Genomic DNA, 26,307 nt, shown 5'->3' on the forward strand with positions numbered 1-26,307 from the left:
GGCAGAAGCACTCAGACGCATACAATGCCGAGCAAGTTTCGTGCCTCTATGACATTGCACTCTTACCCCACCACCCCCTTCCTTCGTCGCGTCAGCCGGCTGGCTGCCGGCGCGCTGTTGCTGGCCGGCTTCGCCTCGGGTGCCCTGGCCGAGACCGCCGACCGCTCCAAGCCGATGAACATCGAGTCGGACGCGATGCGCTACGACGACCTGAAGCAGACCAGCGTGTTCACCGGCAACGTTTTGGTGACAAAGGGCACGATCATCATCCGCGGCGCGCGGCTGGACGTGCGCCAGGACGCCGAGGGCTACCAGTACGGCGTGGTCACGGCGGCACCCGGCAAGCGGGCCTACTACAAGCAGAAGCGCAACGCGCCCGACGAGTGGATCGAGGGCGAGTCGGAAGTGATCGAGTACGACAGCCGCGCCGACAACGTCAAGTTCATCCGCAACGCCACCATGCGCCGGCTGCTGGGCGCCACGCCGAACGACGAGAGCCAGGGCGCGCTGATCGTCTACGACCAGAGCAACGACACCTACACCGTCAACGGTTCCACCGTGCCGCCGAATACCGCCGTCAACGCCTCGGCCCCGGGCGGGCGCGTCAGGACCATCCTGACCCCCAAGGCCGCCACAGCCCCTGCGGCCGGCGCCTCGGCCCCGGCCGCCGGCGCGAAGGCGCCGCCGCCGGCGCCCACCCCGGCACCCGGCAAGGGCCTGCGCCAGAGCACCACGCTCGGCAGTGACCAGGGAGATACCCGCAAGTGATCGAATCCGCAGGAACGCAGGACGTCAACGGCGCCCCGGGCAGCCGCCTGGTCGCGCGCGGCCTGAAGAAGAGCTACGGCAGCCGCACGGTCGTGAAGGACGTCTCGCTCGACGTACAGAAGGGCGAAGTCGTCGGGCTGCTCGGCCCCAACGGCGCCGGCAAGACCACGTCGTTCTACATGATCGTGGGTCTGGTGCGCGCCGATGCCGGCGACATCACCATCGACGGCGAGCCCATCGCCCACATGCCGATCCACCGCCGCGCCCGCATGGGCCTGAGCTACCTGCCGCAGGAAGCCTCGATCTTCCGCAAGCTCACGGTCGAGGAGAACGTGCGCGCCGTGCTCGAGTTGCAGATGGAGCCCGACGCGAACGGCAAGATGGCCCCGCTGTCGAAGCCGCACATCGAGGAGCGCCTGTCCGAGCTGCTGGCCGACCTGCGCGTCGACCACCTGCGCGATTCGCCCGCGCTCGCGCTGTCGGGCGGCGAGCGCCGCCGCGTCGAGATCGCGCGCGCGCTGGCCACGCAGCCGCGCTTCATCCTGCTGGACGAGCCCTTCGCCGGCATCGACCCGATTGCGGTGATCGAGATCCAGCGGATCATCAGCTTCCTGAAGGAGCGCGGCATCGGCGTGCTCATCACCGATCACAACGTGCGCGAGACGCTGGGCATCTGCGATCACGCCTTCATCATCAGCGACGGGCATGTGCTGGCACAAGGCACGCCTTCGGAGATCGTCGACAACGCCGAGGTACGCAGGGTGTACCTGGGCGAGCACTTCCGCATGTAAGGCGCGGGGGCGGTTTCCACCATGAAGCAAGGGCTGTCCCTTCGCGTTTCGCAGCATCTGGCGCTGACGCCACAGCTGCAGCAGTCGATCAGGCTGCTTCAACTCTCCACGCTCGAACTGAGCCAGGAGGTGGAGCAGATGCTCGACGAGAACCCGTTCCTCGAGCGCACCGCGGAAGAAGCGGCGCGCGAGGAATTCGGGCTCGACACGGCCGATGCCCCGGTTCCGCGCGATGAAGGCGGTGATGGTGGTGAAGGCGGGGACGGCGAGGGCGACTTCGCTTCGCCGGCCGCCAGCAGCGCCTCCACTGCTTCCACCGAAACCGTCACCAGTACGGCCGACACCGACGGCCCCGCCGCCGACATCTCCGAGCGCGAGCCCGACTGGGAAGGCGACGGCACCGTCGACATGGCGCCCGACGACAGCGAATGGGGCAGCGACGCGCCCGCGCGCCAGAACAACCTGGGCGACGACGAGCGCGCCGACGCCACCGAGCTCGCGCGCAGCCAGGAGTCGCTGCAGTCCTTCCTGCATCGCCAGGCGCTGAGCCTGCGCCTCGACGAGAACGACAGCGCCGCGCTGCGCTTCCTGATCGAATCGCTCAACGACGACGGCTACCTCGAAGACTCGCTGCCCGCCCTGGCCTCGGGCCTGGCCGGCGACGACAACGACCAGTTCGACGACCTGGTGCACCACTTCCAGGTGGCGCTCGGCCTGCTGCAGAGCCTGGAGCCCGCCGGCGTCGGCGCGCGCGACCTCGGCGAATGCCTGAGCATCCAGCTGCGCGCCATGGCCAGCGAGGACGAGACCGAGGAAGAGGAGCAGGTCCGCAAGACCGCCATCGCCATCTGCAAGCAGCCGATGGAGCTGCTCGCGCGCCGCGACTTCAAGCGCCTGGCCACGCTCACCCGCAGCAACGAGGACCTGGTGCGCTCGGCGCTGCAGATCATCGCGCGGCTGGAGCCCAAGCCGGGCCGCAGCTTCGTCGACGTCGAGCGCAACATCATCATTCCCGACGTGATCGTCACCAAGACCGGGCGCGGCACGAACGTGAAGTTCCGCGTCATGCTCAACCCCGAGGTGATGCCGCGCCTGCGCGTGCACGACATCTACGCCGGCGCGCTCAAGTCGCACAAGGGCGAGGGCAGCCAGGCGCTGTCGCAGCGGCTGCAGGAGGCGCGCTGGTTCATCAAGAACATCCAGCAGCGCTTCGACACCATCCTGCGCGTGAGCAACGCCATCGTCGAGCGGCAGAAGAGCTACTTCGTGCACGGCGAGCTGGCCATGCGCCCGCTGGTGCTGCGCGAGATCGCCGACGAGCTGGGCCTGCACGAGTCGACCATCTCGCGCGTGACCACCGCCAAGTACATGGCCACGCCCTTCGGCACGGTCGAGCTCAAGTACTTCTTCGGCTCGGCGCTGGGCACCGAGACCGGCGGCAATGCGTCGAGCACCGCGGTGCGCGCGCTCATCAAGCAGTTCGTCGGCTCCGAGAGCGTGAAGAAGCCGCTGTCGGACAGCCAGATCTCCGAGATGCTGAAGGAACAGGGCATCGAGTGCGCGCGCCGCACCGTCGCCAAGTACCGCGAGGCGCTTCGCATCGCTCCCGCCAACCTGCGCAAAGCCCTGTAGAAAGACACCGCCGATGAGCCGGGGCCTGATGTCGCGCTGTGGGCATTGGGTCTTCGCCATGGTGGCGGTGCTGCTGTTCGCAGGCTGCGCCACGCTGCCCGACGAGGCGCCGCGCACGCCCACCAGGGCCATGACCGTCTCGGCCGACACCGCCCTCGGCAAGATCGCGCTGGCTTCCCAGCCCGACCCCGACCTGAGCGGCTTCCGCCTGATGCCCGGCGGCGATTTCGCCTTCGACACCCGCATCCAGCTGGCCCGCCGCGCGCAGCGCACGCTCGACGTGCAGTACTACCAGATCGAGAACGACGAGACCGGCCGCTACCTGCTGCGCACCCTGCGCGACGCCGCCCTGCGCGGCGTGCGCGTGCGGCTGCTGATGGACGACCTCTACACCTCCGGCGAAGACGAGCTGCTGCTGGGCCTCGCCGCCACGCCCAATGTGGAGCTGCGGCTGTTCAACCCGTTCCCGGCCGGGCGCGGCAGCCTGCTGAAGCGCTTCACCGCCTCGCTCTTCGACTTCAGCCGCGTCAACCGGCGCATGCACAACAAGCTGTTCATCGCCGACGGCGCGATGGCGGTGGCGGGCGGGCGCAACATCGGCAACCAGTACTTCAGGCGCACCGCGGGCGAGAACTTCATCGACCTCGATACCTTCGTCACAGGCGCGCTCATCCCGCGCCTGGGCAGTCTCTTCGACCAGTACTGGAACAGCGTCTACGTGCGGCCGATCCAGTCGGTGGCGAGCACCGGCCTGTCGCGCGAGGAGCTGCAGCAACGCTTCGAGCTCGCCACCGGCCCCGACACCACGCCGCCGCCTCCGAGGCCCGCGCCCAACGACCTGCTCGGCTACAGCCCGATGGCGGAAGACCTGGACGCCGGCAAGCTCGGCCTGATCTGGACCACCGCCGAGGCATACGCCGATTCGCCCGAGCGCGTGATCGGCAAGACCGCTTCCTACGGCGGCGTGCCGCTGCTCGACGTGGACAGCGTGCGCTACAACGTGGTCGAGCAGATGCGCCGCGCCCGCTCGGACGTGACCATCGTCTCGCCCTACCTGATCCCGGGCCCCTCGGGGCTGGAGGTGATGCGCGAGATCCGCGGCCGCAACGTGAAGATCAGCGTGGTCACCAACTCGCTGGCCGCCACCGACGAGCCGCTGGTGCACACCGCCTACCGCCGCTACCGCCCCGACATGCTCAAGCTGGGCGCCGACCTCTACGAGCTGAGCACCAACCGCACCCGGCGCAGCGTGCGGCTGGGGCTCTTCGGCACCTCGGTGGGCAGGCTGCACGCCAAGTCGGCGGTGATCGACCGGCGCATTCTTTTCGTCGGCTCGATGAATTTCGACCCGCGCTCAGAAACGCACAACACCGAGATCGGCCTCTTCATCCGCAGCCCCGAGATGGCGCAGCAGGCGCTCAAGCTCATCGACGTGCTCAAGCAGCAGGGCGCCTACAGGCTGCGCTTCGCCGAGAGCAGCAACGAGTCGCGCATCGAATGGGTCAGCGACGACGCCGGCAAGCTCACCGTGCTGACCGAGGAGCCCGACTCCGGCTTCTGGGACCGGACCATGCTCGAGATCCTGGCGCCGCTGACGCCGGAGAGCCTGCTCTGAGCCTCGACGCCGCTCAGTGGCCGCCGCGCACGGCCGACCACACGAGCCGAAGGCCCAGCAGGCCCATCACGCCGCCTGCCGCGCGGTCGATCCAGACCTTGTAGCGCAGGTAGGCCGAGCGCGGCGCCGCAGAGGACAGCGCCAGCGCGACGATCGAATACCAGCCCGTCTCGATGCAGAAGATGACTGCCGGCACGGCCAGCGCCAGCACCAGCGGCACCTCGCGCGGCAGGAAGGCCGCGAAGATGCTCGCGTAGACCACCGCCGTCTTCGGGTTGCTCACCTGCGTGGCCAGGCCCAGCAGGAAGGTGCGCTTGCCGCGACCCTGCGGGCGCTGCGAGGAATCGACGGCCTCCTGCGCCACGGCCAGCGGCTGCCGCGCGCCACGCCAGATGCGAAAGCCGAGGTAGACGAGATAAGCGCCGCCCAGCCCCTTGATCGCCAGGTACAGCGCCGGCACCGCGAGAAACGCCGCCTGCAGCCCTGCCAGCGCCGCGATCGCGAAGACCAGCCCGCCGGCGCCCATGCCCAGCGCCGCCGCGAGGCCGTCGGCGCGCGAAGTCATGGCGGTGCGCGCCACCATCACGAAGCTGGGGCCGGGGCTCATCGCGCCCACGGTCATGGCGCCGGCGATGCCGAGAAGCGCGAGGGTGGTGTCCATCATTCAGGTTCCTTGGTTGTCGCCGGGCGCAGTTCGCCCGGTTCGCTGCATCACAGGTTCTTCCATTCCTCGACGACGATCTGGAACGGGTCCTCGTAGAGCACCTTGCCGGGATTGCGCGAGCGAAGCATCCGGACAGCGGTGTCATGCTGGATCAGAAGTGCTGCGAGGCTGCGCATCTGCTGGATCGACTCGGTGGCGCCGTCCTTGAACCAGGCCACGGCGTTCCTCGACCAGCCGGCGCTCGAAAACGGAGGGCAGGGCAGATTCGCGTTGAACCATGCATAGATCGCTTCGAGCCGTTCTTCTTCCGCGGCCGTGAATTCGCCCTTGTCTCGCAGGATGCGGGTCTCGGTGACGAGCCCGCTGAGCTGCCGGTGATCTTCCTCGTCGCCTCCAACCACGAACCGGATGAACATGAGCCCGTTGTTATTGCACGTTGACCGCTTCGACCTGCACCAGCAGCCTCACCTTGTTCTCGAAGCCGAAGTTCAGCCCCCAGGTGATGCCCCAGTCGCTGCGCTCCACGGTGGTCTCGAAGTCGCCGCCGCACACCTGGCGGTTGATGAGCGGGCTCAGGTAGCAGTTGAAGCGCACGGCCTTCAGCGTCACAGGCTTCGTCTGGCCCATCAGCGTGAGCGTGCCGGGCACGTCGACCACCTTGTCGCCGGAGAACTCGATGCGGTCGGCCACGAAGCGGCCGGTCGGAAACTCGGCCACGTTGAAGAAGTCCTTGCTCTGCACGTGACGGTTGAGCAGGTCGACGCCGGTATTGATGGAGCTGATGTCCATCGTGATGTCGACCTTGCCGCTGGTGCCGGTGCCGTCGATCTGCACCGAGCCGTCCTTGGTGCTGAAGCGGCCCCGGTTGGTGGTGGTGCCGTAGTGGCCCATCTCGTACATCACGAAGGTGTGCGTGGGGTCGATCACGTAGTTGGCGTTCTTCGCCGGCCCGCCCGCGGGCTTGGCGGCTGCCGCCGGCGCGAATTCCGAGGGCAATTGTTGCTGGGCCGTGGCGCCGGTGAACACGGTGGCCGACAGGGCCACGGCGAGAAGGAGCTTTTTCATGGCGGTGGTCGTGTGGGGCATGAAAGAGAAAAACCGATGAAGGAGGGCGGGCGGGTGGGCGAAGCGGATCACAGCGGCCCGAGGCCCGCGAGCGTGAACCTGAAGCGCACCTGCACCTCGTTGCCGACCATCGAGGTGTCGGTCCATTCGCCGTCGCCCACCTTGTAGTCGAGCCGCTGGATCGTAAGGCTTCCGGTGGCCACCGCGTAGTTGCCGCCAGGCGCCGGCGCGATGCTGACGGGCACCGTCACATACCTGGACGTGCCCTTGATGGTGAGCTTGCCCGCCATCTCGAACCTGCCTTCGCCCAGTGCCTTGATGGCGCTCGACTGGAAGCTCGCCTGCGGGAAGTGCGCCGCGTCGAACCACGGCTGCTTGGGCAGCTCGGCATCGCTCATGGGAATGCCGAAGCCCGCGCTGGCGGTGTCTATGTGAAGCACGACGCTGCCGCCCTCGGGCTTCTTCGGGTCGAAGGCGACCTGCGCGTCGAACTTCTTGAACGTGCCTTCCACCGGCACGCCCATCTGCTTGCTGACGAACACGATCTGGCTCTTGTCGGCAACGAGCCTGGCGGCCGGGGGCTCCGCGCCGGCCGGCAGCGCCATGACCAGGGTCAGGGCCAGGGCCAGCACCGGGGTGAACAACGGGAGCTTCATCTTCATCGTCATCGAGCTGATTCCTGGCGTGGCCCGGGCCACATGCGTTTCAGAAGACCGTCGCGGTCGATCCAGTGGTGCTTGAGCACCGCCGCCACGTGCAGCAGCGTGACGCCCGCCAGCACGAAGGCGCAGTTGCGGTGCAGCGGCTGCAGCATCGCCTCGGCGAAGTCGTGGTCGACCGGCACGAAGTCGGGCAGCTGCAGCACGCCGAACCACGCGACGGGCATGCCCATGGCCGAGCTGTAGGCCCAGCCGGACAGCGGCACGGCGAAGAACAGCAGGTACATCAGCGCATGGCTGACGCGGTAGCTCGCCAGCTGCAGGCGCGACATGCCCGCGGGCAGCGCCGGCGGGCGGTGCCCCAGCCGCCACAGCAGGCGCAGTGCCGACAGCAGGAGGATCGTGATGCCCGCCCACTTGTGCCAGCTGTAGATCTTCAGCCGCAGCGGGGAGAACTGCAGGCCCGTCATGTAGAGCCCCACGCCGAAGGAGCCGACGATCAGCACCGCGAGCAGCCAGTGCAGCGCGATCGCGAACAGGTCGTAGCGCAGGCCGGCCGGGTCGGTGGCGAGGGGGGAGGAAGGCGTGTCGGTGGACATCGGGGGCGGGGACGGCGGCCTGTACGCGGTGTGCGCGGAGCATATCCCGGAAGCGATGACAGCACGGGCCGTGCCAGCTCCAGCACGCGTCGGGTGCGTCGGGTGCGTCGGGTGCGTCAGCCGCGCGCCTGCTGCACTCCCAGCAGCATCCGGCGCAGCTCCTCCGGCTGCACCGGCTTGCGCAGCGCGCGCCAGCCCTGCTCGGCGGCCAGCCGCTGGGTGGCTTCGGTGATGTCGGCGGAGATCAGCGCGATCGCCAGCGAGGGCTTCTGCTGCTGCAGCTTCGCGGCCAGCGCGATGCCGTCGAGCGCGCCCGGCAGGCGGATGTCGCAAAGCGCCGCGTCGAGCGCGTGCAGGTCGGCCAGCGCCAGCGCCTCGGCGGCGCTGGCGTAGACGCGCGGCTCCACCTCCCACTGCCTCAGCAGCGCGGCGAGGCTGTCGGCCACCACCGCGTTGTCTTCCACCACGAGCACGGCGAGGCCGGGGCGCAGCGTGCGCTCTGCACCGGTGCCGTCGTCCTTCGCGGCCGAAGCGGCGGGTTGCTGCACGGCAGCCTGTGCGCCCTCGGGCGCGGCGGGCAGTTCGAAGCCGAACACCGAGCCCCGTCCCGGCGCCGAGCGCAGCGACACCTCGATGCCGAGCTGCGTCGCCAGCCGCCGAACGATCGCCAGGCCCAGCCCGTGGCCGCGCTGCAGGTTGCGCTCGACGTTGCCGATCTGCTCGAAGTCGTCGAACACGCGCTGCTGCGCCTCGGGCGGGATGCCGATGCCGCTGTCGCGCACCTCCACGCGCCAGGCCCGGGCGCCGTCGCGCCGGCGGGCGCGCACCGCCAGCAGCACGCGCCCGCGCGGCGTGAACTTGACGGCGTTGTCGACCAGGTTGGCGAGCACGCGGCGCAGCGACACCGTGTCGCTCCAGGCGATCGCGCCGGGCGGGCAGCGCACCAGCACCCGGCCGTTACCCGCCTGTCGCGCGAGTTCCTGCAGCAGCGGCGCGAGTGCCACGGTGGTGGGCCGCAGGGGGTCGACGGCGGCCTCGATGCGGCCGATTTCCAGCAGCTGGTTGGTCAGCCCTTCCAGCGCCTGCTGCGCCCGCGCCAGCGAACCCACCGTGTGCTGCACCGCCTCCATGCTCGCGCCGTCGTCCAGCTGGTGGCGCAGCACCTCGGCCTGCAGGCCGATCGCCATCACCGGCTGGCGCAGGTCGTGGTTGGCGGCCGAGAAGAAGCGCAGCCGCTCGGCCTGCGCCTGCTCGGAGGCGCGCAGGCCGGCCAGGGCCTGTTCGCGCAGGCTGTGCTCGTTGAGCCGCAGGCCGATGTTTTCCTCGAGCTGGCGCGAGCGCTCGGCCACCAGCTTCCACATCATCGCGGTCAGGCCGATGCCGATCACGGCCACCGCCGCCATCACCGGGGCGCCCAGCCAGAGCCCGGTGACGATGATCGGCGCCAGCAGCAGCGTGATCGCCAGCTGCGTGGCCGGCGTGTAGAACGACACCGAGAAGGCCGACGACAGCGTCATGCCCATGATGATCACGCCCAGCAGCAGCTGGAGGTCGACGCGCGCGGGGTTGAACAGCAGCACGCCGGCCAGCCCGTGCGCCAGCTCCCAGACGGCGGTGCGCAGCGTATGGGTGCGCTGCGCCTCGCGCAGGCTGGCGGGCGTGAAGGGCTCGGGCAGCCGCTGCGGGAAGAAGCCCCGCATCGCCGTCACCCCGGTGATCAGCGCGATCCACGCCAGCGCGCGCACGAGCGAGAACTGCCAGGCGAAGAGCGCCGCCACGCCGCAGTTCAGCAGGTACTGCACCAGCAGCACCGGCCCGATGGGCTTGATGGACAGCCGCAGCACCTCGCACTGGATCGCGAAGCTGTCGCTGCCGTTGCCGGCGGGGGACGGCGCTGGCGGAGATGCGGGGGTGGGAGTCATCGGCGAATCGACTATATAGAGAAGGGTTGCAGCGCGGCGACAATGGAGTCCCCTAGTCGGGCTTCCCGATGGCCTACTTTCCGTGAACGATCTCTCCTTTTTCCTGCCTTGCGCCGCCGGCGTCGAGGAATTCCTCGCCCAGGAGGTGCACGCCCTGACCGGCCGCGCCGGGCAGGACCTGCTTTCCCTGCGCGGCGGCGTGCGCGTGCGTGCCGACTGGCGCGACGGCCTGAAGCTCAACCTGCACAGCCGCCTCGCGCAGCGGGTGCTGGTCGAGCTGGCCCACGGGCCCTACCGCAACGAGAACGACCTCTACGGCATCGCCAGCGGCGTGGCCTGGGAGATCTGGTTCACGCCCAAGCAGACCTTCAAGATCGAGACCACCGCCCAGCACAGCCCGCTGCAGAGCCTGAACTTCGCCACCCTGCGCATCAAGGACGCCATTGCCGACCGCTTCCGGGCCAAGGCCAACGGCGTGCGCCCGAGCATCGAGACCCAGTGGCCCGACTGCCGCGTGTTCGCCCACCTGACCACCGACACCTGCACGCTCTACATCGACACCAGCGGCGAGCCGCTCTTCAAGCGCGGCTGGCGCCAGGACAAGGGCGACGCCCCGCTGAAGGAAACCCTGGCCGCCGCCATGCTGGCCGCCAGCGGCTGGTGGAACCCCGAGACCGGCGAGGTCGCGGACCAGCCGCTGTACGACCCCTGCTGCGGCAGCGGCACCATCGCCATCGAGGCGGCGCAGATCGCGCGCGGCATCGCGGCCGGATCGCTGCGGCGCTTCGGCTTCGAGAAGCTGCTGCCGTTCCAGGCGCACGTGTGGTCGGCCATCAGGCAGGAAGCCGAGGCGGCCGTGGCCGGCGATGGCGCCCCGGCGGTCTTCGGCTCCGACGTGTCGCACCGCATGGTCGACTTCGCCCAGCGCAATGCCGAGCGAGCCGGCGTGGCGCAGGCCGTCGAGTTCCGCGGCGGCGACGCGCTGCAGCGCATGCCGCCGGCCGAAGGCGGCGTGATCATGCTCAACCCGCCGTATGGCGAGCGCATCGCCGTGGGCGGCGTGGCCGGCGCGGGGCGCCCCGGGGCACGGGAGACGGCGCAATCCACCGACGGGGACGGCGGCGACTTCTTCCCGCAGCTCGCCACCCACTGGAAGAAGAACTACGCCGGCTGGACCGCCTGGGTGCTCACGCCCGACCTGAAGCTGCCGAAGCTGATGCGCCTGAAGGAATCGCGCCGCGTGCCGATGTGGAACGGCCCGATCGAATGCCGGCTGTTCCGCTTCGACATGGTCGCGGGCTCAGCGCGCAGGTAGCGGCGAGAGCGGCGGTTCGCCCTCGGGCCTGGGCTGCTGTTGTTGTTGCGGCTCCCTGGCTTCCTTCGGCCGCACCGCGCAGGCCGCGTTGATCGTGCGCGTGACGAGGTCGCGTGCGCCGGCCAGCGTCACGGGGCGCACGTCTTCCTCTTCTTCGTAGTGTTTCACCGCGACCGGTTCGCCCACGAAGTTCGGATGCCCGAAGTAGCTGACGTTCACGTAGCGCGCGCTGCGGGCATCGCAATCGACCTTGGCCCGGGCCTGGAAGGAGCGGTACTTGATGCCGTCGCGACCGGTGCGGTCCTGCGGCAGGCTCATGCGCAGGCTCACCAGGCGCTTCGAGCCGTCGGCCTCGACGCTGGTCGGGTCGACCTGCACATAGCTGGCGGTCTCGTCGCCGGGCGTACCCGCCAGCGTCAGCCACTCGGCCCGGGCGCCAACGGACGCGAGCAGGGCGAGGCAGAGCAGCGGTAGGCGTTTCATGAAGGAAGGCGGGGAGTGCTGGTTTTGGCGAAGTCCGATTGTCGTCGGCCCGGCTAACGGGCGGCTGACCGCAGCATCGGATGGTGCAACATCGGCGATATTCCCCGCACATCCCATGACGTTGACAGAACCCGCCAGCCTTGTCGTCATCGACACCAACATCGCGCTCGACCTGCTGGTCTTCGAGGACCCGGCCTGGGGCCCGCTGACCGCGCGCCTGGCCGCCGGCGAACTGCGCTGGCTGGCCACGGCCGCCATGCGCACCGAACTCGAACGCGTGCTGGGCTACCCCCTGATCGCCCGGCGCATGGCGCAGCGGGAACTGCAGGCGCCGGCCGTGCTCGCCGATTTCGACGCGCGGGTGCACGTGGTGGAAGCCGTTCCGCCGCGCGCGCCCTGCGTGTGCAGCGACCCCGACGACCAGGTCTTCATCGACCTGGCCGTGGCGCACAAGGCGCTGCTGCTGAGCAAGGACCGGGCGGTGCTGTCGATGAAGAAGCGGCTGGCGCTGCGAGGGGTGGCGGTGCAGGCGGCGTATGGGGCCTAGTGGCCGGTGATGTTGCCCGGTGCCGGGTATCAATTGACAACGTTTCGTTCATCGAACTTTTTTGAAGCGGCACTAGATTTTCAGCAAGGGGAGGGTGGCTGCGGTGAATGGGCATCGCAGGCTTGCGCCTGCCTTGACCGACTGGAAATCATGCAGCCATCTTTTGCGACCCTCTGGGCGAACCACCCGACGATCAAGGGGGACGACGCCTTGCTGGACAAGGATGTCTACAAGGATCAATGCGCCATCAACGTAGGAGCGACTTTCATCCGCTCCAGCCTGAGCCTCGAGAGCTTCCCTGGTGTCTATTCCTGGCAGAAGGACAGGCCGAAGTACCCGATCAGGGCTCAGGAGTTGGCGAACTGGCTGGACTCCGGCAAGTCCGGCTTCATGTCTCGCACCGAGAAATACTCAGGCAAGGAAGGGTTCGAGAAAATCGCCAAGCGCACAGGAATCGTGTTCGTCCAGAACTACTGGGGCGCAGGGCGACAGGGTGACCACATCGATCTCTGGAATGGTTCGCGGATGACGGAGCGCATGTCCTATTTCCGCATTCAATGGCACCTCTCCTTGGAAGGCGTTTTCACCGACATGCGTCTGGCGCAAGCCATATGGTTTTGGCAGGTTCAATGAAAATCCTATTTCGCCTCATCTGCATTGTGCTGGGCGGACTCGCGCTCAGCTTCGTTGTGACCAAGGGACTGCTCGTCCCCATTGGCCAGTGGTACGAAATGAACAAGGCTCAAAGCGAGAGCGATCTGACGCAAGCCTTCGTGATCGCCCTTGCAATGCAAGCCCTTTCCGCCATCGTTGGGGGCTGGCTTGGCGATTGGCTGCTTCGCAAATGGCTTCGGAAACGGCTCGACCGCCAATAGTCTTGCGGACAAGCGTGGCTAGTGCTGCACCCCGTTGGCAACCTGCAGATGCCACCGCCCCAGCAGCCGAGCCACCGCCCGCACCCGCTGCGTATCGCGCCCCCACCGCCGGCTCGCCGGCAGCTTCTGGGCCCACTTCATCCGCCGTGCCGCGTTCGTGATGCGCTCGCGCACTTCCTCGCTCACGCCGGCCAGCGCCGCGTGCCAGTGCTGTCCGGCGGCCTGCGGCGCGGCGGCCTCGAGCATCATGGCGGTCGAATGCAGGTAGCTCAGCCAGTCGCGCGCCTGGCATTCGGCCAGGGTCATGACCTCGGCCGGGTCGTCCTCGAAGTCGATGTAGCCGATCACGCCGTCGGGGCACTGCACGAGATTGCGGTCGAAGGCCTGGCTCAGGTGCTGGCCGCACACATGCACGGCGGCGATGGCGGCCAGGCCCTCGCGCCATACCGACAGCAGAGCGGCGGGGCCGGCGGCCGCTGCCTGGTCGAGGCGCTCCTGCAGCACCACCGTCGCGCGGCCGCTCTCGCCCAGGTCGGAGATCAGCAGGCCGTCGGGCTGCTGCGCCAGCACCACCGGCACGCGCAGGCCGGCGGCCGCGAGCTGCTTGAGGCGCCGCGCCTCGGTGGCGATGGCCGCTTCGCCGCCGGGGTTGGGCACGGGCTTGATGATGTCCAGCCGCGCCATGCGCGCGACCGCCGCCATCACGCGGTAGCCCCATTTGCCGTGCCGGGGGCCGGCCTTCTTGAGCCACACGCGTTCGCTGCCGAAGCGGTGGCTGGCCACGTTCTTCTGCTGCTGGGGCAGGGTGGTGCGCAGGAATTCCGCGTAGTCGCCGGGCGCCGGCGGGTTCGGGGAAAGCGCGTCCAGGGGCGCGGGCGCCGAAGCTGCGCCCTTGCGCGTTTGCAGGCGCCGGCTGGCGCCTCTACTCAGTGGGTTCATGCGGCCAATGCGAAGCCCGTCACGAGCCCTTGCGGGCCCTGCGTCACGGGCTGGAAACTCTCTGCACTGGCCAGCGGCCAGTAGGTACGGAAGACATTGTGCTGCTCGTCGAGCGGGCCGAGCAGCGCGCCCGGCTGCACCTGCATCACCAGGTTGCTCAACAGGCGCACTTCGGTGTCGGAAATGCGGCGCACGATGTGGTGCGCGGTGATCTGCTGCGGATGGTCGAGGCCCGCGGCCTGCACCAGCTCCTGCAGCGCGTGCAGCGTGCTGCGGTGGAAGTTGTGCACCCGCTCGGCCTTGGTCGGCACCACCAGCGCCTTCTGGCGCAGCGGGTCCTGCGTGGTCACGCCCGTGGGGCAGTGGCCTGTGTGGCAGCTCTGCGCCTGGATGCAGCCCAGCGCCATCATGAAGCCGCGCGCGGCGTTGCACCAGTCGGCACCCAGCGCCATCATGCGCGCCACGTCGAAGGCCGTGATCACCTTGGCGGCGCAGCCGATCTTGATGCGGTGGCGCAGGTTCACGCCGATCAGCGTGTTGTGCACCAGCAGCAGGCCTTCCTGCAGCGGCGCGCCCACGTGGTCGCTGAACTCGACCGGCGCCGCGCCGGTGCCGCCCTCGGCGCCGTCGACCACGATGAAGTCGGGCGTGATGCCGGTGGCCTGCATCGCCTTGACGATGCCGAACCACTCCCACGGATGGCCCAGGCAGAACTTGAAGCCGGTGGGCTTGCCGCCCGACAGCTCGCGCAGCCTGGCGACGAAATGCATCATCTCCGTCGGCGTGGAGAAGGCGCTGTGCGAGGCGGGCGAGATGCAGTCCACGCCCACCGGCACGCCGCGCGCGGCGGCGATCTCGGGCGTGACCTTGGGCGCCGGCAGCACGCCGCCGTGGCCGGGCTTGGCGCCCTGGCTCAGCTTGATCTCGATCATCTTCACCTGCGGATCGCGCGCATTGGCGGTGAAGCGCTCCTCGCTGAAGCTGCCGTCGTCGTTGCGGCAGCCGAAGTAGCCGGAGCCGATTTCCCAGATCAGGTCGCCGCCGTGCACGCGGTGGTGCTGCGAGATCGAGCCCTCGCCGGTGTCGTGCGCGAAGCCGCCCATCTTCGCGCCCTTGTTGAGCGCGAGGATGGCGTTGGCCGACAGCGCGCCGAAGCTCATGGCCGAGATGTTGAACACGCTGGCGCTGTAGGGCTGCGTGCAGACCTGCGCGGGGTTCGCGCCCGCCGGCTGGGGCGTGCCGCCGATCACGATGCGGAAATCGTGGTCGGCCAGCTTGGTCGGCCGCATCGAGTGGTTGATCCACTCGTAGCCCGCGATGGTCACGTTCATCTGCGTGCCGAAGGGGCGGTTGTCGGGGTCGCCCTTGGCGCGCTGGTACACCAGCGAGCGCTGGGCGCGCGAGAAGGGCGCGGCCTCGGAGTCGCTCTCGATGAAGTACTGCCGCATCTCGGGCCGGATGAACTCCAGCAGGAAGCGCAGGTGGCCGATCACCGGGTAGTTGCGCAGGATGGCATGACGGGCCTGCCGCAGGTCGTGTACGCCGGTACCTGTAAGTACCGCAAAGACGGCGACGCCGATCCAGGCCAGCCACAGATGGGGCGAAGCCAGCACGAACGCCAGGCATGCCACCAGACCGACCACGCACAGGGCGAAGGCGCTGTAGCGCGTCGGAAACGGAATAATCGTGGGCATAGAAATAGTCTCGACCGTGGCCTGCTGCATCATAGAGGGCTGCCTCGAACTTGCCATGACGACCATTCCCGACCCCATTTCGCCTCCCGACAGCACCCCCGCAGCCCGCACTCCCCTCGGTCCCGACGATTTCGACGCCCTCGACCAGGCCCTCGACGCCATGCGCGAGCACGACGAGGAAATCCCCCAGTGGGAGTTCTGCGAGGGCTTCATGGCCGCCCTGATCTGCACCCGCCGGCCCATCCTGCCGTCCGAATACTGGCCCGTCCTGCTGGGCGACAGCTTCTCTTCCGCCCAGCACATGGAGTTCGTCTGGAACTGGAAGCGCCGCTGGATCGAGATCGAGGAAGGCCTCGACGCCCCCGTCGAAACCCTCGACGACGAGCGTAGCTGGCAGCCCGAGGTGCTCGACACCCGCGGCGCCATCGCCTCCCTGCCGGAAGAAGAACGCGCCGAAGTCGCCGGCGAGGCCATTCCCTCGTTCGCCCAGGTCTGGGCGCTGGGCTTCATGTACGCCGTGGAGAACTGGCCCGAAGACTGGGCCGAGCCGCGCGACAAGGACGCCGCGCGCATGCTGAACGACGCGCTCGACAACATCGTCGCCCTCACCGAGGACGACACCGGCAAGCCCACGCTGTCGATGTACAGCGACGACGCGCCGCCCAGCGTGAGCCAGCAGCGGCTGGACGACTTCGGCGCCGCCATCTGGGCGGTGTACGACCTGCGTCAGCTCTGGAAGAGCCTGGGCCCGAAGGCCGAGACCATCCGCAAGGAAGCGGCTCCCGGCCGCAACGACCCCTGCCCCTGCGGCAGCGGAAAAAAATACAAGAAGTGCCACGGTGAGTGATCTGACTCACCCCCAGGCTTCGCGCACTTCGTGTCGCTTCGCCAACCCCCTTGCAGGGGGCAATACCTGCGGCCCGGCAAAGCCGGTTCCGCGGTATTCCTGAAATGAGCTCAGTCTTGGCGCAGCGCTCCGCCGCAGAACCCCTGACGCCCCGTGCGGCATGGGTGATGGTCCTGGCGCTGTGCGCCGGGGTCGCGCTGAGCCAGGCGTTCCGCACGGTGGGCGCCATCATGGCCAGCCCGCTGCAGGCCGATTTCCATCTCTCCGCACAGGCCCTCGGGATCTTCTCGGGGGCCTTTCACTTTGCGTTCGGCGCGATGCAGCTCTTCATGGGCATCGGCATCGACCTGCATGGGGTGCGCCGCACGGTGCTGGTGGCCTTTCCGGTCGCCATCGCGGGGGCGCTGCTGTCGGCGGTGTCATCCAGCTACCTGGTGCTGGTGGCCGGGCAGGCGCTGATCGGCGTCGGCTGCGCGCCGGCCTTCCTGGTTTGCACGGTGTTCATCGCTCGCCACTTCCCGCCGGCGAGCTTCGCCACCGTGTCGGGCATCGTGCTGGCCGTCGGCGGCCTGGGCATGCTGGCCACCGGCACGCCGCTGGCCTGGCTGGTGCAGGCGTATTCGTGGCGCGCGGGCTTCCTGGTGCTGGCCCTGGCCGCAGCGCTGGCGTGGCTGGCGATCTGGTACTGGGTGCACGAGCCGGCCTCGGCCATGCCGGGCAAGCGGGAGTCCATTCCCGAGGCGATCCGCCAGTTCGGCGCGCTGTTCGCCATGCCGCACACGCTGGGCATCATGGTGCTGGGCGCGGTCACGTACGCGGCCTTCATCTCGCTGCGCGGCCTGTGGCTGGGCCCGCTGATGATGGAGCGCCACGGCTACTCGCTGGTGCAGAGCGGCAACGTGGCGCTTGCGGTGTCGGTGATCTCGCTGTTCGGCGCGCCGCTCTTCGGGCGGCTCGACCGCGACGGTGCCTCGCGCCGCCGCTGGATCGCGATCTGCTGCCTGGGCTACGCCGGGCTCTTCGCGCTCATCGCCGTGCTGCACTCGGCCTGGCTCGACATCGCAGGCATGGTGCTGATCGGCGTGCTCTCGGGCTTCATCGTCTGGCAGTACGCCGACGTGCGCGGCGCCTACCCGGCCACGCTCACCGGCCGCGCGATGGCCGTGTTCACCATGGCGATGTTCCTCGGCGTGGCGTTCATGCAGTGGGGCACGGGCGTGGCCGCCTCGGTGGCGGCGGCGCATGGCGGCGATCCGCTGACGGCCGTGTTGGGCACGATCGCCGTGCTGCTGGTCTTGGGCATCGCAGCCTTCGCTTGGCTGCCTGCGCCGAAGGCCGAGTCAGCGTGAAGCAATCAAGGCGTTGATTTGCGATTGAACCAAGACGCGTTGTCGATCACTTCTATCGATACTCCATCTGTTCGCTCTCGCCTGACTGCACCGGTGAGAGGCGCATAGAGCACAACGGACGACGACGTCGCGAGCACCACGACTCCTTCAGCGAAGACTTTTCCGTCCTTTGATAGCGCTACGCAATTGACAACTCGAAGGGCTTTCTTTGTGGAGCGTGGGATTCCTTTTTCCCGGATATCGCGAGGGAAAAGTGGCATGCACGCGTTTACCCCGATAACCCAGTCTTTGGTATGCCTCTGCCCGAGCTCGTATCCAAACACCGGCACAATAGCCAACAAGGACGGTATCGCCGCAGATACCACTATTGCTGACCACAACGTTGCAAAGAGAATTGCCGCGGAGACAGTGGGCCACGCGACCAGGGATTTAAAGAACTGCGGCAATGAATCTTCGCGTGACGGTGTTCTGAGCCATGTGTCGGCACGTCGCAGCGAGGGGCGGCGGGGCAGTTGCCACCGCCATTTGCGAATCACAAGCAGCATTGCAGCCCAAAGAGCGACAAGGCCGATGCCCCATCCTCCAATGCTTGAGACTACCTTCCCCCAAAAATCAATATCAAAAAGGATTGATGATCCGGCATTGATTAACGTCGTTATCGCAACACTGGAGAGGTCGATCAGCTCGAAGGTTGATGCGTAGATCGTTGCATGGGGAAGGCCGAACTTGCTCTCGACCGATAGGGCGACGCCATAACCGAGAGCGGCCAAAACGATGGCAAGTATTGAGGCTACCGAGACGATAGCGCCCAAACTTATCCATGCTGCCTTCTGAACGGAATTGGTCGGCGGTACGTCCGGAATTGCGGCTAACTCTTCCGTCTTTTCTAACTCTTGAGCCATCTAAATGCCCTCCTTCTTTGGCATTCGATGGTCTCAAAAAAACAAGCAAACAGAGGAAGAAACAATTGTGATTGAAAGTGGATGCGAGCCACTTTGTTGTCAGGCTGAACTGGCAGGATTCAGCAGATCCCCGTCGCCTAGATCTTGAACGCTCGTTGAATGTCCGGCCGCACCAGGTCGACGTATTCGCGGTGCTTGCGGATATAGCCCGCGATGAACTGGCACACCGGAATCACGTGCAGCCCCTTCGCGCGAGCCTCGCCGAGCACGTGCTTCGCGATGCCCGAGCCCACGCCCTTGCCCTCGAATTCGGGCAGCACCTCGGTGTGGGTGAACATGATCGCGTCGGTCAGCAGGTTGTATTCGGCGTAGCCGGCCAGCTTGCCGTCGAGCGCGGCCTCGTAGCGGTGCTGTGCTTCGTTGTTGGAAAAGGCGAGGGCGGTGTCGTTGGTGCTCATGGCTGTCGTGCGAGAAAGGTTGCGAGGTTGGCTGCCGCGGTGGCGCGCACCTTGTTGCGCAGCATGGGGCTCCAGCCTAGCAGCAGGCCCGGCGTGCCGAGCGCCTGGCGCGACCAGGTCCAGAACGGGAAGCTGTCGCGGTGCGTGGCGATCAGCCCCTCGGGCGTGAAGGTGAAGCGCGAGTCGATGCTGTTGTCGACGATGCGGCCGGTGGCGGTGAAGCGGTAATGCGCGTCCCAGTGGGCGCTGCCGGTGCCGTCGTCGTTCGCCTTCACGTCGCGCCAGGTCAGCTTCCACACGTCGGCGCCCTTGGCCTTGGTGCCGCCGGCCAGCATGCGCCACATGCCGCCCACCTCGCGCCGTCCGCGCAGCGAGAAGGCCTCGTCGTCGAACACCGCGTCGGGGGCGTAGCAGGCCTCCATGGTCGGCGCGTCTAGCTTCGCGAAGGCGCTGTAGAAGCGCTCGATGGTCTGGGCGTTGGTGGCTGCTGTCATGAGGCCTCTTGGGGTGGGTCGGAGCGGCGTGGCGTCAGATCGACGCCGGGATGTTGCGCGCGAGGAAATCATAGACCGCGCGGATGCGCCGGTCGGTGTGGATCTCGCGGTGCACCGCGAGCCACACCGGCAGCGACTTGATCTTCAGCTGCGGCAGCACGCGCACCACCGAGCCGTCGGTGCGCGCGAGCGACTCGCTGACGAAGCCTATGCCCATGCCCAGGCGCAGCGCTTCCCAGTAGGCGCCCATGTCGTCGGTGCGGAAGCAGAAGTGCTCGCGCAGCAAGGGCGTGCCCAGCTGCGCCGACATGCGGACGATGGTGTCGATGCTGTCGTAGCCCAGCACGTCGTGCCGGTACAGGTCGGTCGTCTGCCTCGGCGTGCCGCGGCGCCGCAGGTAGTCGACATGGGCGAAGGCTCCGAGCGCGAAGGTGCCGATGCGGCGCGCCACCACCGTGGCCGCGGTGGGCTGCGTCATGCGGATGGCGATGTCGGCCTCGCGCTGCAGCAGGTTGCTGATCTCGCTGGTCGACACCAGGTCGACCTGGATCTCGGGCAGCTCCTGCCGCATCCGCACCAGCAGGCCGGGCAGCATCTGGCGCGCGGTGGCCTGGCTCGCCGAGATGCGCACCGATCCCGCGATGGTCGCGTTGGCGCCCGAGACGCTGCGCGACAGCGCGAGCGCGCCGTTCTCCATGGCACGGGCCGATTCCGCGAGACGCGTGGCCATGGCCGTGGGCCGCAGCCCCCGGCCGGTGCGCTCGAACAGCACCACGCCCAGCTGCGATTCCAGCTCCGCGATGTGCCGGCCCAGCGTCGGCTGGCTCGCGCCCAGGGCGCGCGCGGCCGCGAGCAGGCTGCCGTGGTCGAGCGCGGCCAGGAATGCGCGCACCAGCCGCCAGTCGAAGCCGAGTTCGTTTTCGGAGCGCATCGGAGGTCCGGTGGGTGTCGGGCAGGTATTCAGTTCCGCATAGCAGTTATGGAAGCTTAAGCGATTGTTAATCGCTGCCCCGCTTTCGATAATCCGCCCGATGGATGAGCGAAGAAACTTTATCCGGCTGCTGGGAGGCGGCGTTGTGGTGGCGGCGGGTGCGGCCGCGCTGGCAACCTGGTGGCTGAACTCCGACGTGCCGGCGGCCGCGCTGGAGATATGGAACGGCCCCGGCGACGAGCCCGATGCGCGCAAGCGCGCCGTCGCGTACGCCGTGACGGCCCCCACCGCCTACAACCGCCAGCCCTGGCTGGTCGACCTGCGCGAGCCCGACGCCATCGTGGTGTATTGCGACCGCGAGCGCGTGCAGCCCGAGACCGATCCGTACGGACGCCAGATCGTCATCGGCCACGGCGCCTTCATCGAGCTGCTGGTGATGGCGCTCGCCCAGCAGGGGCTGCAGGCCAGCGTGCAGCTGTGGCCGCAGGGCGAGCTGGCCGGCGAGCCGAGGCACTGGCCGCACGTTCCGGTGGCGCGGCTGCGGCTGGCGGGCGGCGGCGTGCCCGATCCGCTGTTCGCGCAGGTGCTGCGGCGGCGCACGCCCAAGCAGCGCTTCGACCTCACGCGGCCGGTGTCGGCCGACATCCTGCAGGGCCTGACCTCCATCGCGTCCGCGGGCGGCATGGTGAGCTCGGCCGGCACGGTGGACATGGCGCGCGTGCAGCCCCTGCGCAAGCTCTGCGCGGCGGCCGCGCGGGTGGAGCTCACCACGCCCGGCACAGCGATGGAAAACCTGCAGCTGCTGCGCGTCGGCCCGCAGGAGATCCTCGCGCACCGCGACGGCTTCTCGATCAACGACCCTGCGCTGCGCGTCGCCGTCGCGCTGGGGCAGTTCGACCGCCGCACGCCCGCGTCCGAGGACAGCCTCTCGTTTCGCCGCACCCTGCAGCTGTTCGAGGACCAGGCCAACACCGCGATGGGCTTCGTCTGGCTCAGCACGCGCGGCAACAGCCGCACCGAGCAGATCGCGGCGGGCCGCGCCTACATGCGCCAGCAGCTGCGCGCCACCGACCTGGGCCTGGGCATGCACCCGATGAGCCAGCCGCTGGAGGAGTTCGCGGAAATGGCGCCGCACCGCGCGGCTGCGCACGACATGCTGCTGGGCACCGCGCTCCCGGGCGACAGGCAGGGCCCGACGGTGCAGATGATCTGCCGCCTCGGCTACCCGATGGCGCCCGTGCCCGCCGCGCCGCGCCGGGCGCTCGCGGGTTTCATGATGGCCTGAAGCGGCGCGGAGCGGTGCCGGGCGCCGGCGGGCTCAGCGCGCGAGCAGCAGCTCCACCAGCGTCTGCAGCGAGTGGTGCACCGTGGCCGCGCGCACCGTGGCGCGGTCGCCGTCGAAGCGGCGGCGCTCGGTGCGCACGTCGCCGTCGACCGACCAGCCGAACCACACGGTGCCCACCGGCTTGTCGGGCGTGCCGCCCGTGGGCCCGGCCACGCCGGTCACCGCCAGCGCAACGCGCGAGGGCGGCGAATGCGCGATCGCGCCCGTGGCCATGGCTCGCGCCACCGGCTCGCTGACGGCGCCGTGCGCGGCGATCACGCCCGCGTCCACGCCCAGCAGCTCGGTCTTGGCCTCGTTCGAATACGTGATGAAGCCGCGCTCGTACCAGACGCTCGAACCCGCGAGGTCGGTACAGGCCGCGCCGATCAGCCCGCCGGTGCAGCTCTCGGCGGTGGCCAGCATCCAGCCCTTTTTCTGCAGCAGGTCGGCCAGGGTCACGACCAGCCCGGCCGTGTCCTGGTCCGCGAGCGCCGTGGTCGGGGAGAGCGAGGAATCCATCGGGGTCACCATGCGCGCCACAGCGCAATGACCAGCAGCGTGCAGAAGGCGGCCACCAGGTCGTCGAGGATGATGCCGAAGCCGGCCTGCCACCAGCGCACCTGCGCCGGGTCGCGCGGCTTGAACAGGCCGTCGGCCCAGGCCACCGGGCCGGGCTTGGCGGCATCGAAGAAGCGGAACAGCAGGAAGGCCACCGTCTGCGCCAGCAGGCCGGCCGGCGTCACCAGCCAGAGCACGATCCAGAAGGCGACCACCTCGTCCCACACCACGGGGCTGGGGTCGGCCACGTTCATGTCGCGCGCGGCCACCGTGCAGGCCCACCAGCCGACTGGCAGCGAGGCCGCGATGATCCAGCCGATGGTGGCGGGCGTGAACCACAGCTGCATCACCGAGAAGGCGACCCAGGCCCACAGCGTGCCCACCGTGCCGGGCGCGAGGCGCGAGAGGCCGGAACCGAAACCCAGCGCGATGAAGTGCGCGGGGTGGGACAGCAGGAAGCTCAGCGTGGCACGGCGCATCGAGGGTTGGGGCATGGCGCCGGAGGTCGGGTTGGACGAAGAGGAAGAGTTGGGGGAAACGGCTTGCATCGGGGCAGGAGTTTCGCGCATCTGCGGCGGGGCCGGGTCGGCGCAGTTTTATTTATCAAAGCAATAGATTGTTTAATTGGTGGGCGACGCCTAGTATCCGGGCTCCTTCCGATCCGATCCTCGCGCCAGCGCGATGCCTGCCATGCCTTCCTCTCCAGTCTCGTCCGCCGCTCTGCATGCTCCTTCTTCCACCGCCGCCTGGGGCGAACTGTTCAGCGGCCGCAACGGCTGGCGCGCCCTGGCCCTGACCGGCGGCGTCGCCCTGCACGCGGTCAACGTGCACATCGTGACCACCGTGCTGCCCTCGGTGGTGCGCGAGATCGGCGGGCTCGACTGGTACGCCTGGAGCACCACGCTCTTCGTGATCGGCTCGATCCTCGGCGCCACGCTGTCGGTGCGGCTGCTCGCGGTGCTGGGCCCGCGCGGCGCCTGCCTGGCGGCGCTGGCGGTGTTCAGCGCCGGCTCGGTGGGCTGCGCGCTCGCGCCGGCCATGCGGTGGATGCTGGCGGGCCGCACGGTTCAGGGGTTGGGCGGCGGGCTGCTCGCGGCACTGAGCTACGGGCTGATCCAGCTGGTGTTCGAGCAGCGGCTGTGGCCGCGCGCGGTGGCGCTGGTGTCGGGCATGTGGGGCGTGGCCACGCTGTGCGGGCCGGCCGTGGGCGGGCTCTTCGCGCAGGCCGGGCACTGGCGATGGGCCTTCTGGTTCCTGCTGCCGGTGGCGGCGGCGCAGGCAGTGCTGGTGCTCGTGCAGCTGCGGCCCTCGATGGGCGTGAAGCACGAGCGGCCCGCCACGCCGCCGCGCGTGCCGGCGCTGCAGATCGGCCTGCTCGCCGCCTCGGTGCTCGTGATCGCCGCCAGCGGCCTGGTGCCCGATCTCCCCTGGCAGGCGGCAGGCGTCGCGCTGGGCCTGGCCATCGGCTTCGCAGCCACGCGAATCGACAGCCGAGCCGCCGTGCGCGTGCTGCCGGCCGGCGCCTACGCCGTGAGCGCGCCGCTGGGCGCCATCTACGCGAGCGTGGCGCTGCTGCTCATCGGAAGCACCACCGAGATCTTCGTGCCGTACTTCCTGCAGCTGCTGCACGGCCACTCGCCGCTGGCGGCGGGCTATCTCACGGCCGCGATGGCGGGCGGCTGGAGCGCGGGCTCGCTGCTGTCCTCGGGCCGCAGCGGCGCGAAGGCCGACCGCATGCTGCGCATCGGGCCGGTGGCGTGCACATTGGGGCTCGCAGCGCTCGCGTGCCTGCTGCCTTCGCCGGGCTTCTTCGGCGGCGGCTTCGAGACGTTGCTGATCGCAACCGCGCTCGCGGCCGTGGGGCTCGGCGTGGGCATCGGCTGGCCGCACCTCATCACGCGCGTGATGGCGCTGGCACCGAAGGGCGAGCAGGGACTGGCCTCGGCCTCGATCACCACCGTGCAGCTCTACGGCATGGCCGTGGGCGCGGCGGTGGCGGGGCTGGTGGCGAACGCGGCGGGGCTCAGCGTGCCGGGTGGCGTGGAGGGCGCGAAGTCGGCGGCCGTGTGGCTGTTCGCGGGCTTTGCGTTCGCGCCGGCGGCCGCCGCGTGGCTCGCGTATCGCGTCGTCGCGCGGCGCAACTGGTGAAGCGGCTCAGGCCACCACGCCTTCCCAGGCCAGCGCCTTGCGGCGCGCGCGGATGCGCTGGCCCTCGCCGCGCAGCATGCCCACCAGGTCGTAGACCTCGGCCGGCAGGTGCGCGCCGCGCCAGGCCACGTGCTGGTCGGCGCGGCACAGCACGAGGCGGTGCGTGTAGGCCTTGGGCACTTCCTCCGTCTCGATGTCGAGCACCGTGAGCGGCATGTTGTAGGCGGCCGCGGCGCGTTCGAGCGGGCGCACGTCCACGCTGCGGTCGAAGCGCAGCATGGTGTAGCCGGGGCCGAAGGCGTCGTAGAGCGAACGGCCATCGGCCAGCCAGAAATGCGGCGCGCGGCAGCCGGGCACGGTGGAGGGCGTGAACTCGCCCATGGAGTAGGGCGGGGCCATGTGCTCGCCGTCCGGGATGATGATCGGCGAGCCGCTGTAGAAGTAGCCGAAGTTCAGGCCGCCGCAGCAGAACTGCTGCACGTTCAGCTCGTAGGCCTCGCGGCCGATCTCGGCGCGCAGCACGTCGCCGGCGGCGCCCGGCTCCTCGATGTTCTGCGGCACGGCGCGGCGCGCGCGGATCATCTTCTGCGCGTGGTTCATCGCGAAGTTCGATACCTGCTCGGTGATCGGCAGCCGCTCGGCCTCGTAAGCGTCGAGCATGGCCTCGTCGCCCCAGCCCTGGACCACCGCGCCCAGCAGCCACGAGAGATTGAGCGCATCGGCGATGCCCGCATTCATGCCGTAGCCCGCGTACGGCACCCACAGGTGGGCAGCGTCGCCCGCGAGGAATACGCGGCCCTCGCGGAAGCGGTTGGCCACGAGGCGGCGGCCGATCCAGTCTTCCTTGCTGATGACCTCGTACTCGAAGTCGGGGCCCACGCCGAGGATTTCTCGAAGCGACCGGTCGCGGTCCACCGAGTCGAACTCGGGCTCCTCGGCGTTCAGGTGGTTGTGCACCAGCCAGGTCTCGTGCCCGTCGATGGCGAACATCGTTCCGCAGCGGCGCGGGTTCATCGCGTAGTACGACCATGCCGGCTTGCCCGGGATGAGCGCGCGCAGCCCCGGCGCGCGGATGAAGGTCGACTGCACGCGCTGTATGACCGCCGTGCCCTCGAGCTTCGCGCCGATCTGCTTGCGCACCGCCGAGGAGCCGCCGTCGCAGCCCACCATGTAGCGGCAGCGGATGCTGCGCGTCACGCCGCTGTCCATGTCGGTGGCGATCGCGGTCACGCCGGTGTCGTCCTGCGTGAAGCCCGCGAACTGCGTGCGGTTGAGCAGCTGCACGCCCGGCAGCGCGGCCGTGTGCTTCAGCAGGATGGGCTCCAGGTAGATCTGGTTGATGCGGTGCGGCGGCTCGGGCGTGGGCCACCATGCGTCGGGGCCCTCGGTCTCGGTGTAGCGGTCGCGCCGGCAGGGGATGGGGATGCGCGTGAGCTCGGTGCCCGTCACGGTGGTGCGGAACACCACGTCGTTCGGATGATCCGCCGGCAGGCCCGCGTCGCGCAGCTTCTGCGCCACGCCAAGGCGGCGGAACTGTTCCATGGTGCGCGAGGCGACATGGTTGCACTTCACGTTCGGCGGCTCGGCGAAGCGGCGCGTCTCGCAGATGAGGACCGAGACGCCGCGCGAGGCGAGGTCCATGGCCAGCGTGAGGCCCACGGGGCCGGCTCCGACGATCATCACGTCGGCCTGCAGTGCTGAGGTGTGGTTCTGGTCGGTCATGTTCTG

At 68.9% G+C, this 26,307-nt stretch carries 28 protein-coding genes; 12 read left to right on the forward strand and 16 right to left on the reverse strand.

What is annotated here, in order from left to right; translation table 11 throughout:
- Positions 1-48: 48 nt before the first annotated feature.
- The 4 genes from lptA to BMY35_RS22515 are packed head-to-tail and all read left to right on the forward strand — an operon-like array spanning position 49 to position 4,806.
- Positions 49-768, forward strand: a complete 720-nt coding sequence (gene lptA, locus BMY35_RS22500) for a lipopolysaccharide transport periplasmic protein LptA (protein WP_093203949.1) — start codon at positions 49-51, stop codon at positions 766-768.
- Positions 765-1,559: an LPS export ABC transporter ATP-binding protein gene (lptB, locus tag BMY35_RS22505; RefSeq protein ID WP_093203952.1), complete on the forward strand. Its 795-nt coding sequence runs from the start codon at positions 765-767 to the stop codon at positions 1,557-1,559. Before lptA ends, lptB begins: the two co-directional genes overlap by 4 nt.
- Positions 1,560-1,580: 21 nt before the next feature.
- Positions 1,581-3,191, forward strand: a complete 1,611-nt coding sequence (gene rpoN / locus BMY35_RS22510) for an RNA polymerase factor sigma-54 (RefSeq protein WP_093203954.1) — start codon at positions 1,581-1,583, stop codon at positions 3,189-3,191.
- Positions 3,192-3,204: 13 nt separating this feature from the next.
- Complete coding sequence (locus BMY35_RS22515; protein WP_093203957.1) at positions 3,205-4,806, forward strand: phospholipase D family protein; 1,602 nt, start codon at positions 3,205-3,207, stop codon at positions 4,804-4,806.
- A gap of 13 nt (positions 4,807-4,819) precedes the next feature.
- On the opposite strand, the gene BMY35_RS22520 is transcribed toward BMY35_RS22515, so the two are convergent.
- The 6 genes from BMY35_RS22520 to BMY35_RS22545 form a co-directional block, all read right to left on the reverse strand.
- Positions 4,820-5,470 carry a LysE family translocator gene (locus BMY35_RS22520; protein ID WP_093203959.1) on the reverse strand — a complete coding sequence of 217 codons (651 nt, stop codon included), beginning with the start codon at positions 5,468-5,470 and terminating at the stop codon, positions 4,820-4,822.
- Between the two features lie 47 nt (positions 5,471-5,517).
- Positions 5,518-5,886 carry a hypothetical protein gene (locus BMY35_RS22525; RefSeq protein ID WP_093203961.1) on the reverse strand — a complete coding sequence of 123 codons (369 nt, stop codon included), beginning with the start codon at positions 5,884-5,886 and terminating at the stop codon, positions 5,518-5,520.
- Positions 5,887-5,896: 10 nt separating this feature from the next.
- Positions 5,897-6,535 carry a YceI family protein gene (locus BMY35_RS22530; protein WP_093203963.1) on the reverse strand — a complete coding sequence of 213 codons (639 nt, stop codon included), beginning with the start codon at positions 6,533-6,535 and terminating at the stop codon, positions 5,897-5,899.
- Positions 6,536-6,603: 68 nt separating this feature from the next.
- Complete coding sequence (locus BMY35_RS22535) at positions 6,604-7,197, reverse strand: YceI family protein (RefSeq protein ID WP_371287188.1); 594 nt, start codon at positions 7,195-7,197, stop codon at positions 6,604-6,606.
- Between the two features lie 2 nt (positions 7,198-7,199).
- Positions 7,200-7,793, reverse strand: coding sequence for a cytochrome b (locus tag BMY35_RS22540; protein ID WP_093203965.1), 594 nt, complete (start codon positions 7,791-7,793; stop codon positions 7,200-7,202).
- Between the two features lie 116 nt (positions 7,794-7,909).
- Complete coding sequence (locus BMY35_RS22545) at positions 7,910-9,715, reverse strand: ATP-binding response regulator (RefSeq protein WP_093203967.1); 1,806 nt, start codon at positions 9,713-9,715, stop codon at positions 7,910-7,912.
- Between the two features lie 82 nt (positions 9,716-9,797).
- On the opposite strand from BMY35_RS22545, the gene BMY35_RS22550 reads away from it, so the two are divergent.
- A complete protein-coding gene (locus tag BMY35_RS22550) occupies positions 9,798-11,030 on the forward strand; it encodes a THUMP domain-containing class I SAM-dependent RNA methyltransferase (protein ID WP_093203971.1) in 1,233 nt (410 codons plus the stop codon).
- Here BMY35_RS22550 and BMY35_RS22555 read toward each other — a convergent pair.
- On the reverse strand, positions 11,016-11,513 hold the full coding sequence (locus tag BMY35_RS22555) for a surface-adhesin E family protein (RefSeq protein WP_093203974.1): 498 nt from the start codon (positions 11,511-11,513) through the stop codon (positions 11,016-11,018). The genes BMY35_RS22550 and BMY35_RS22555 overlap by 15 nt on opposite strands.
- Before the next feature lie 115 nt (positions 11,514-11,628).
- On the opposite strand from BMY35_RS22555, the gene BMY35_RS22560 reads away from it, so the two are divergent.
- From BMY35_RS22560 to BMY35_RS22570, 3 genes are read left to right on the forward strand one after another with little or no spacing between them, the layout of a single operon-like run.
- Complete coding sequence (locus tag BMY35_RS22560) at positions 11,629-12,060, forward strand: putative toxin-antitoxin system toxin component, PIN family (RefSeq protein WP_093203976.1); 432 nt, start codon at positions 11,629-11,631, stop codon at positions 12,058-12,060.
- A 9-nt stretch (positions 12,061-12,069) separates the two neighbouring features.
- Positions 12,070-12,693: a type VI secretion system amidase effector protein Tae4 gene (locus BMY35_RS22565; RefSeq protein WP_256229248.1), complete on the forward strand. Its 624-nt coding sequence runs from the start codon at positions 12,070-12,072 to the stop codon at positions 12,691-12,693.
- Positions 12,690-12,935, forward strand: a complete 246-nt coding sequence (locus tag BMY35_RS22570) for a hypothetical protein (RefSeq protein WP_093203981.1) — start codon at positions 12,690-12,692, stop codon at positions 12,933-12,935. The genes BMY35_RS22565 and BMY35_RS22570 overlap by 4 nt, the downstream gene beginning before the upstream one ends.
- A gap of 18 nt (positions 12,936-12,953) precedes the next feature.
- On the opposite strand, the gene BMY35_RS22575 is transcribed toward BMY35_RS22570, so the two are convergent.
- Positions 12,954-13,874, reverse strand: a complete 921-nt coding sequence (locus BMY35_RS22575; RefSeq protein ID WP_093203984.1) for a BUD32 family EKC/KEOPS complex subunit — start codon at positions 13,872-13,874, stop codon at positions 12,954-12,956.
- The gene (locus BMY35_RS22580; protein WP_093204274.1) at positions 13,871-15,568 is read right to left on the reverse strand and encodes an FMN-binding glutamate synthase family protein; all 1,698 of its coding nucleotides are present in this window, start codon (positions 15,566-15,568) and stop codon (positions 13,871-13,873) included. The genes BMY35_RS22575 and BMY35_RS22580 overlap by 4 nt, the downstream gene beginning before the upstream one ends.
- Before the next feature lie 55 nt (positions 15,569-15,623).
- Between BMY35_RS22580 and BMY35_RS22585 the strand changes: the two genes are divergently transcribed.
- Positions 15,624-16,415: a YecA/YgfB family protein gene (locus BMY35_RS22585; RefSeq protein ID WP_093203986.1), complete on the forward strand. Its 792-nt coding sequence runs from the start codon at positions 15,624-15,626 to the stop codon at positions 16,413-16,415.
- A 167-nt stretch (positions 16,416-16,582) separates the two neighbouring features.
- Positions 16,583-17,764 carry an MFS transporter gene (locus BMY35_RS22590; protein ID WP_093204276.1) on the forward strand — a complete coding sequence of 394 codons (1,182 nt, stop codon included), beginning with the start codon at positions 16,583-16,585 and terminating at the stop codon, positions 17,762-17,764.
- A gap of 5 nt (positions 17,765-17,769) precedes the next feature.
- Here the strand turns inward: BMY35_RS22590 and BMY35_RS37785 are convergent, their stop codons facing one another.
- From BMY35_RS37785 to BMY35_RS22605, 4 genes are all read right to left on the reverse strand, one after another.
- Complete coding sequence (locus BMY35_RS37785) at positions 17,770-18,666, reverse strand: hypothetical protein (RefSeq protein WP_143080714.1); 897 nt, start codon at positions 18,664-18,666, stop codon at positions 17,770-17,772.
- 137 nt (positions 18,667-18,803) lie between these two features.
- Positions 18,804-19,124 carry a GNAT family N-acetyltransferase gene (locus BMY35_RS22595; RefSeq protein WP_093203989.1) on the reverse strand — a complete coding sequence of 107 codons (321 nt, stop codon included), beginning with the start codon at positions 19,122-19,124 and terminating at the stop codon, positions 18,804-18,806.
- Positions 19,121-19,618: a nuclear transport factor 2 family protein gene (locus BMY35_RS22600; RefSeq protein WP_093203991.1), complete on the reverse strand. Its 498-nt coding sequence runs from the start codon at positions 19,616-19,618 to the stop codon at positions 19,121-19,123. The genes BMY35_RS22595 and BMY35_RS22600 overlap by 4 nt, the downstream gene beginning before the upstream one ends.
- 34 nt (positions 19,619-19,652) lie before the next feature.
- Complete coding sequence (locus BMY35_RS22605; protein ID WP_093203995.1) at positions 19,653-20,549, reverse strand: LysR family transcriptional regulator; 897 nt, start codon at positions 20,547-20,549, stop codon at positions 19,653-19,655.
- A gap of 100 nt (positions 20,550-20,649) precedes the next feature.
- Between BMY35_RS22605 and BMY35_RS22610 the strand changes: the two genes are divergently transcribed.
- On the forward strand, positions 20,650-21,834 hold the full coding sequence (locus BMY35_RS22610; protein WP_093203998.1) for an Acg family FMN-binding oxidoreductase: 1,185 nt from the start codon (positions 20,650-20,652) through the stop codon (positions 21,832-21,834).
- 33 nt (positions 21,835-21,867) lie between these two features.
- On the opposite strand, the gene BMY35_RS22615 is transcribed toward BMY35_RS22610, so the two are convergent.
- Together BMY35_RS22615 and BMY35_RS22620 are read right to left on the reverse strand one after the other, a co-directional pair.
- A complete protein-coding gene (locus BMY35_RS22615) occupies positions 21,868-22,392 on the reverse strand; it encodes a CinA family protein (protein ID WP_240652295.1) in 525 nt (174 codons plus the stop codon).
- A gap of 5 nt (positions 22,393-22,397) precedes the next feature.
- Positions 22,398-22,910 carry a phosphatidylglycerophosphatase A family protein gene (locus BMY35_RS22620; RefSeq protein WP_371287189.1) on the reverse strand — a complete coding sequence of 171 codons (513 nt, stop codon included), beginning with the start codon at positions 22,908-22,910 and terminating at the stop codon, positions 22,398-22,400.
- A gap of 202 nt (positions 22,911-23,112) precedes the next feature.
- Here BMY35_RS22620 and BMY35_RS22625 point away from each other — a divergent pair, with 202 nt between their 5' ends.
- Positions 23,113-24,579, forward strand: coding sequence for an MFS transporter (locus tag BMY35_RS22625; RefSeq protein ID WP_093204003.1), 1,467 nt, complete (start codon positions 23,113-23,115; stop codon positions 24,577-24,579).
- 6 nt (positions 24,580-24,585) lie between these two features.
- Here BMY35_RS22625 and BMY35_RS22630 read toward each other — a convergent pair whose 3' ends face one another.
- A complete protein-coding gene (locus tag BMY35_RS22630) occupies positions 24,586-26,301 on the reverse strand; it encodes an FAD-dependent oxidoreductase (RefSeq protein ID WP_093204005.1) in 1,716 nt (571 codons plus the stop codon).
- Positions 26,302-26,307 lie beyond the last annotated feature (6 nt).

This window comes from Variovorax sp. YR750 (assembly GCF_900109805.1).
In the GTDB taxonomy this organism is placed as follows: Bacteria; Pseudomonadota; Gammaproteobacteria; order Burkholderiales; family Burkholderiaceae_C; genus Variovorax; species Variovorax gossypii.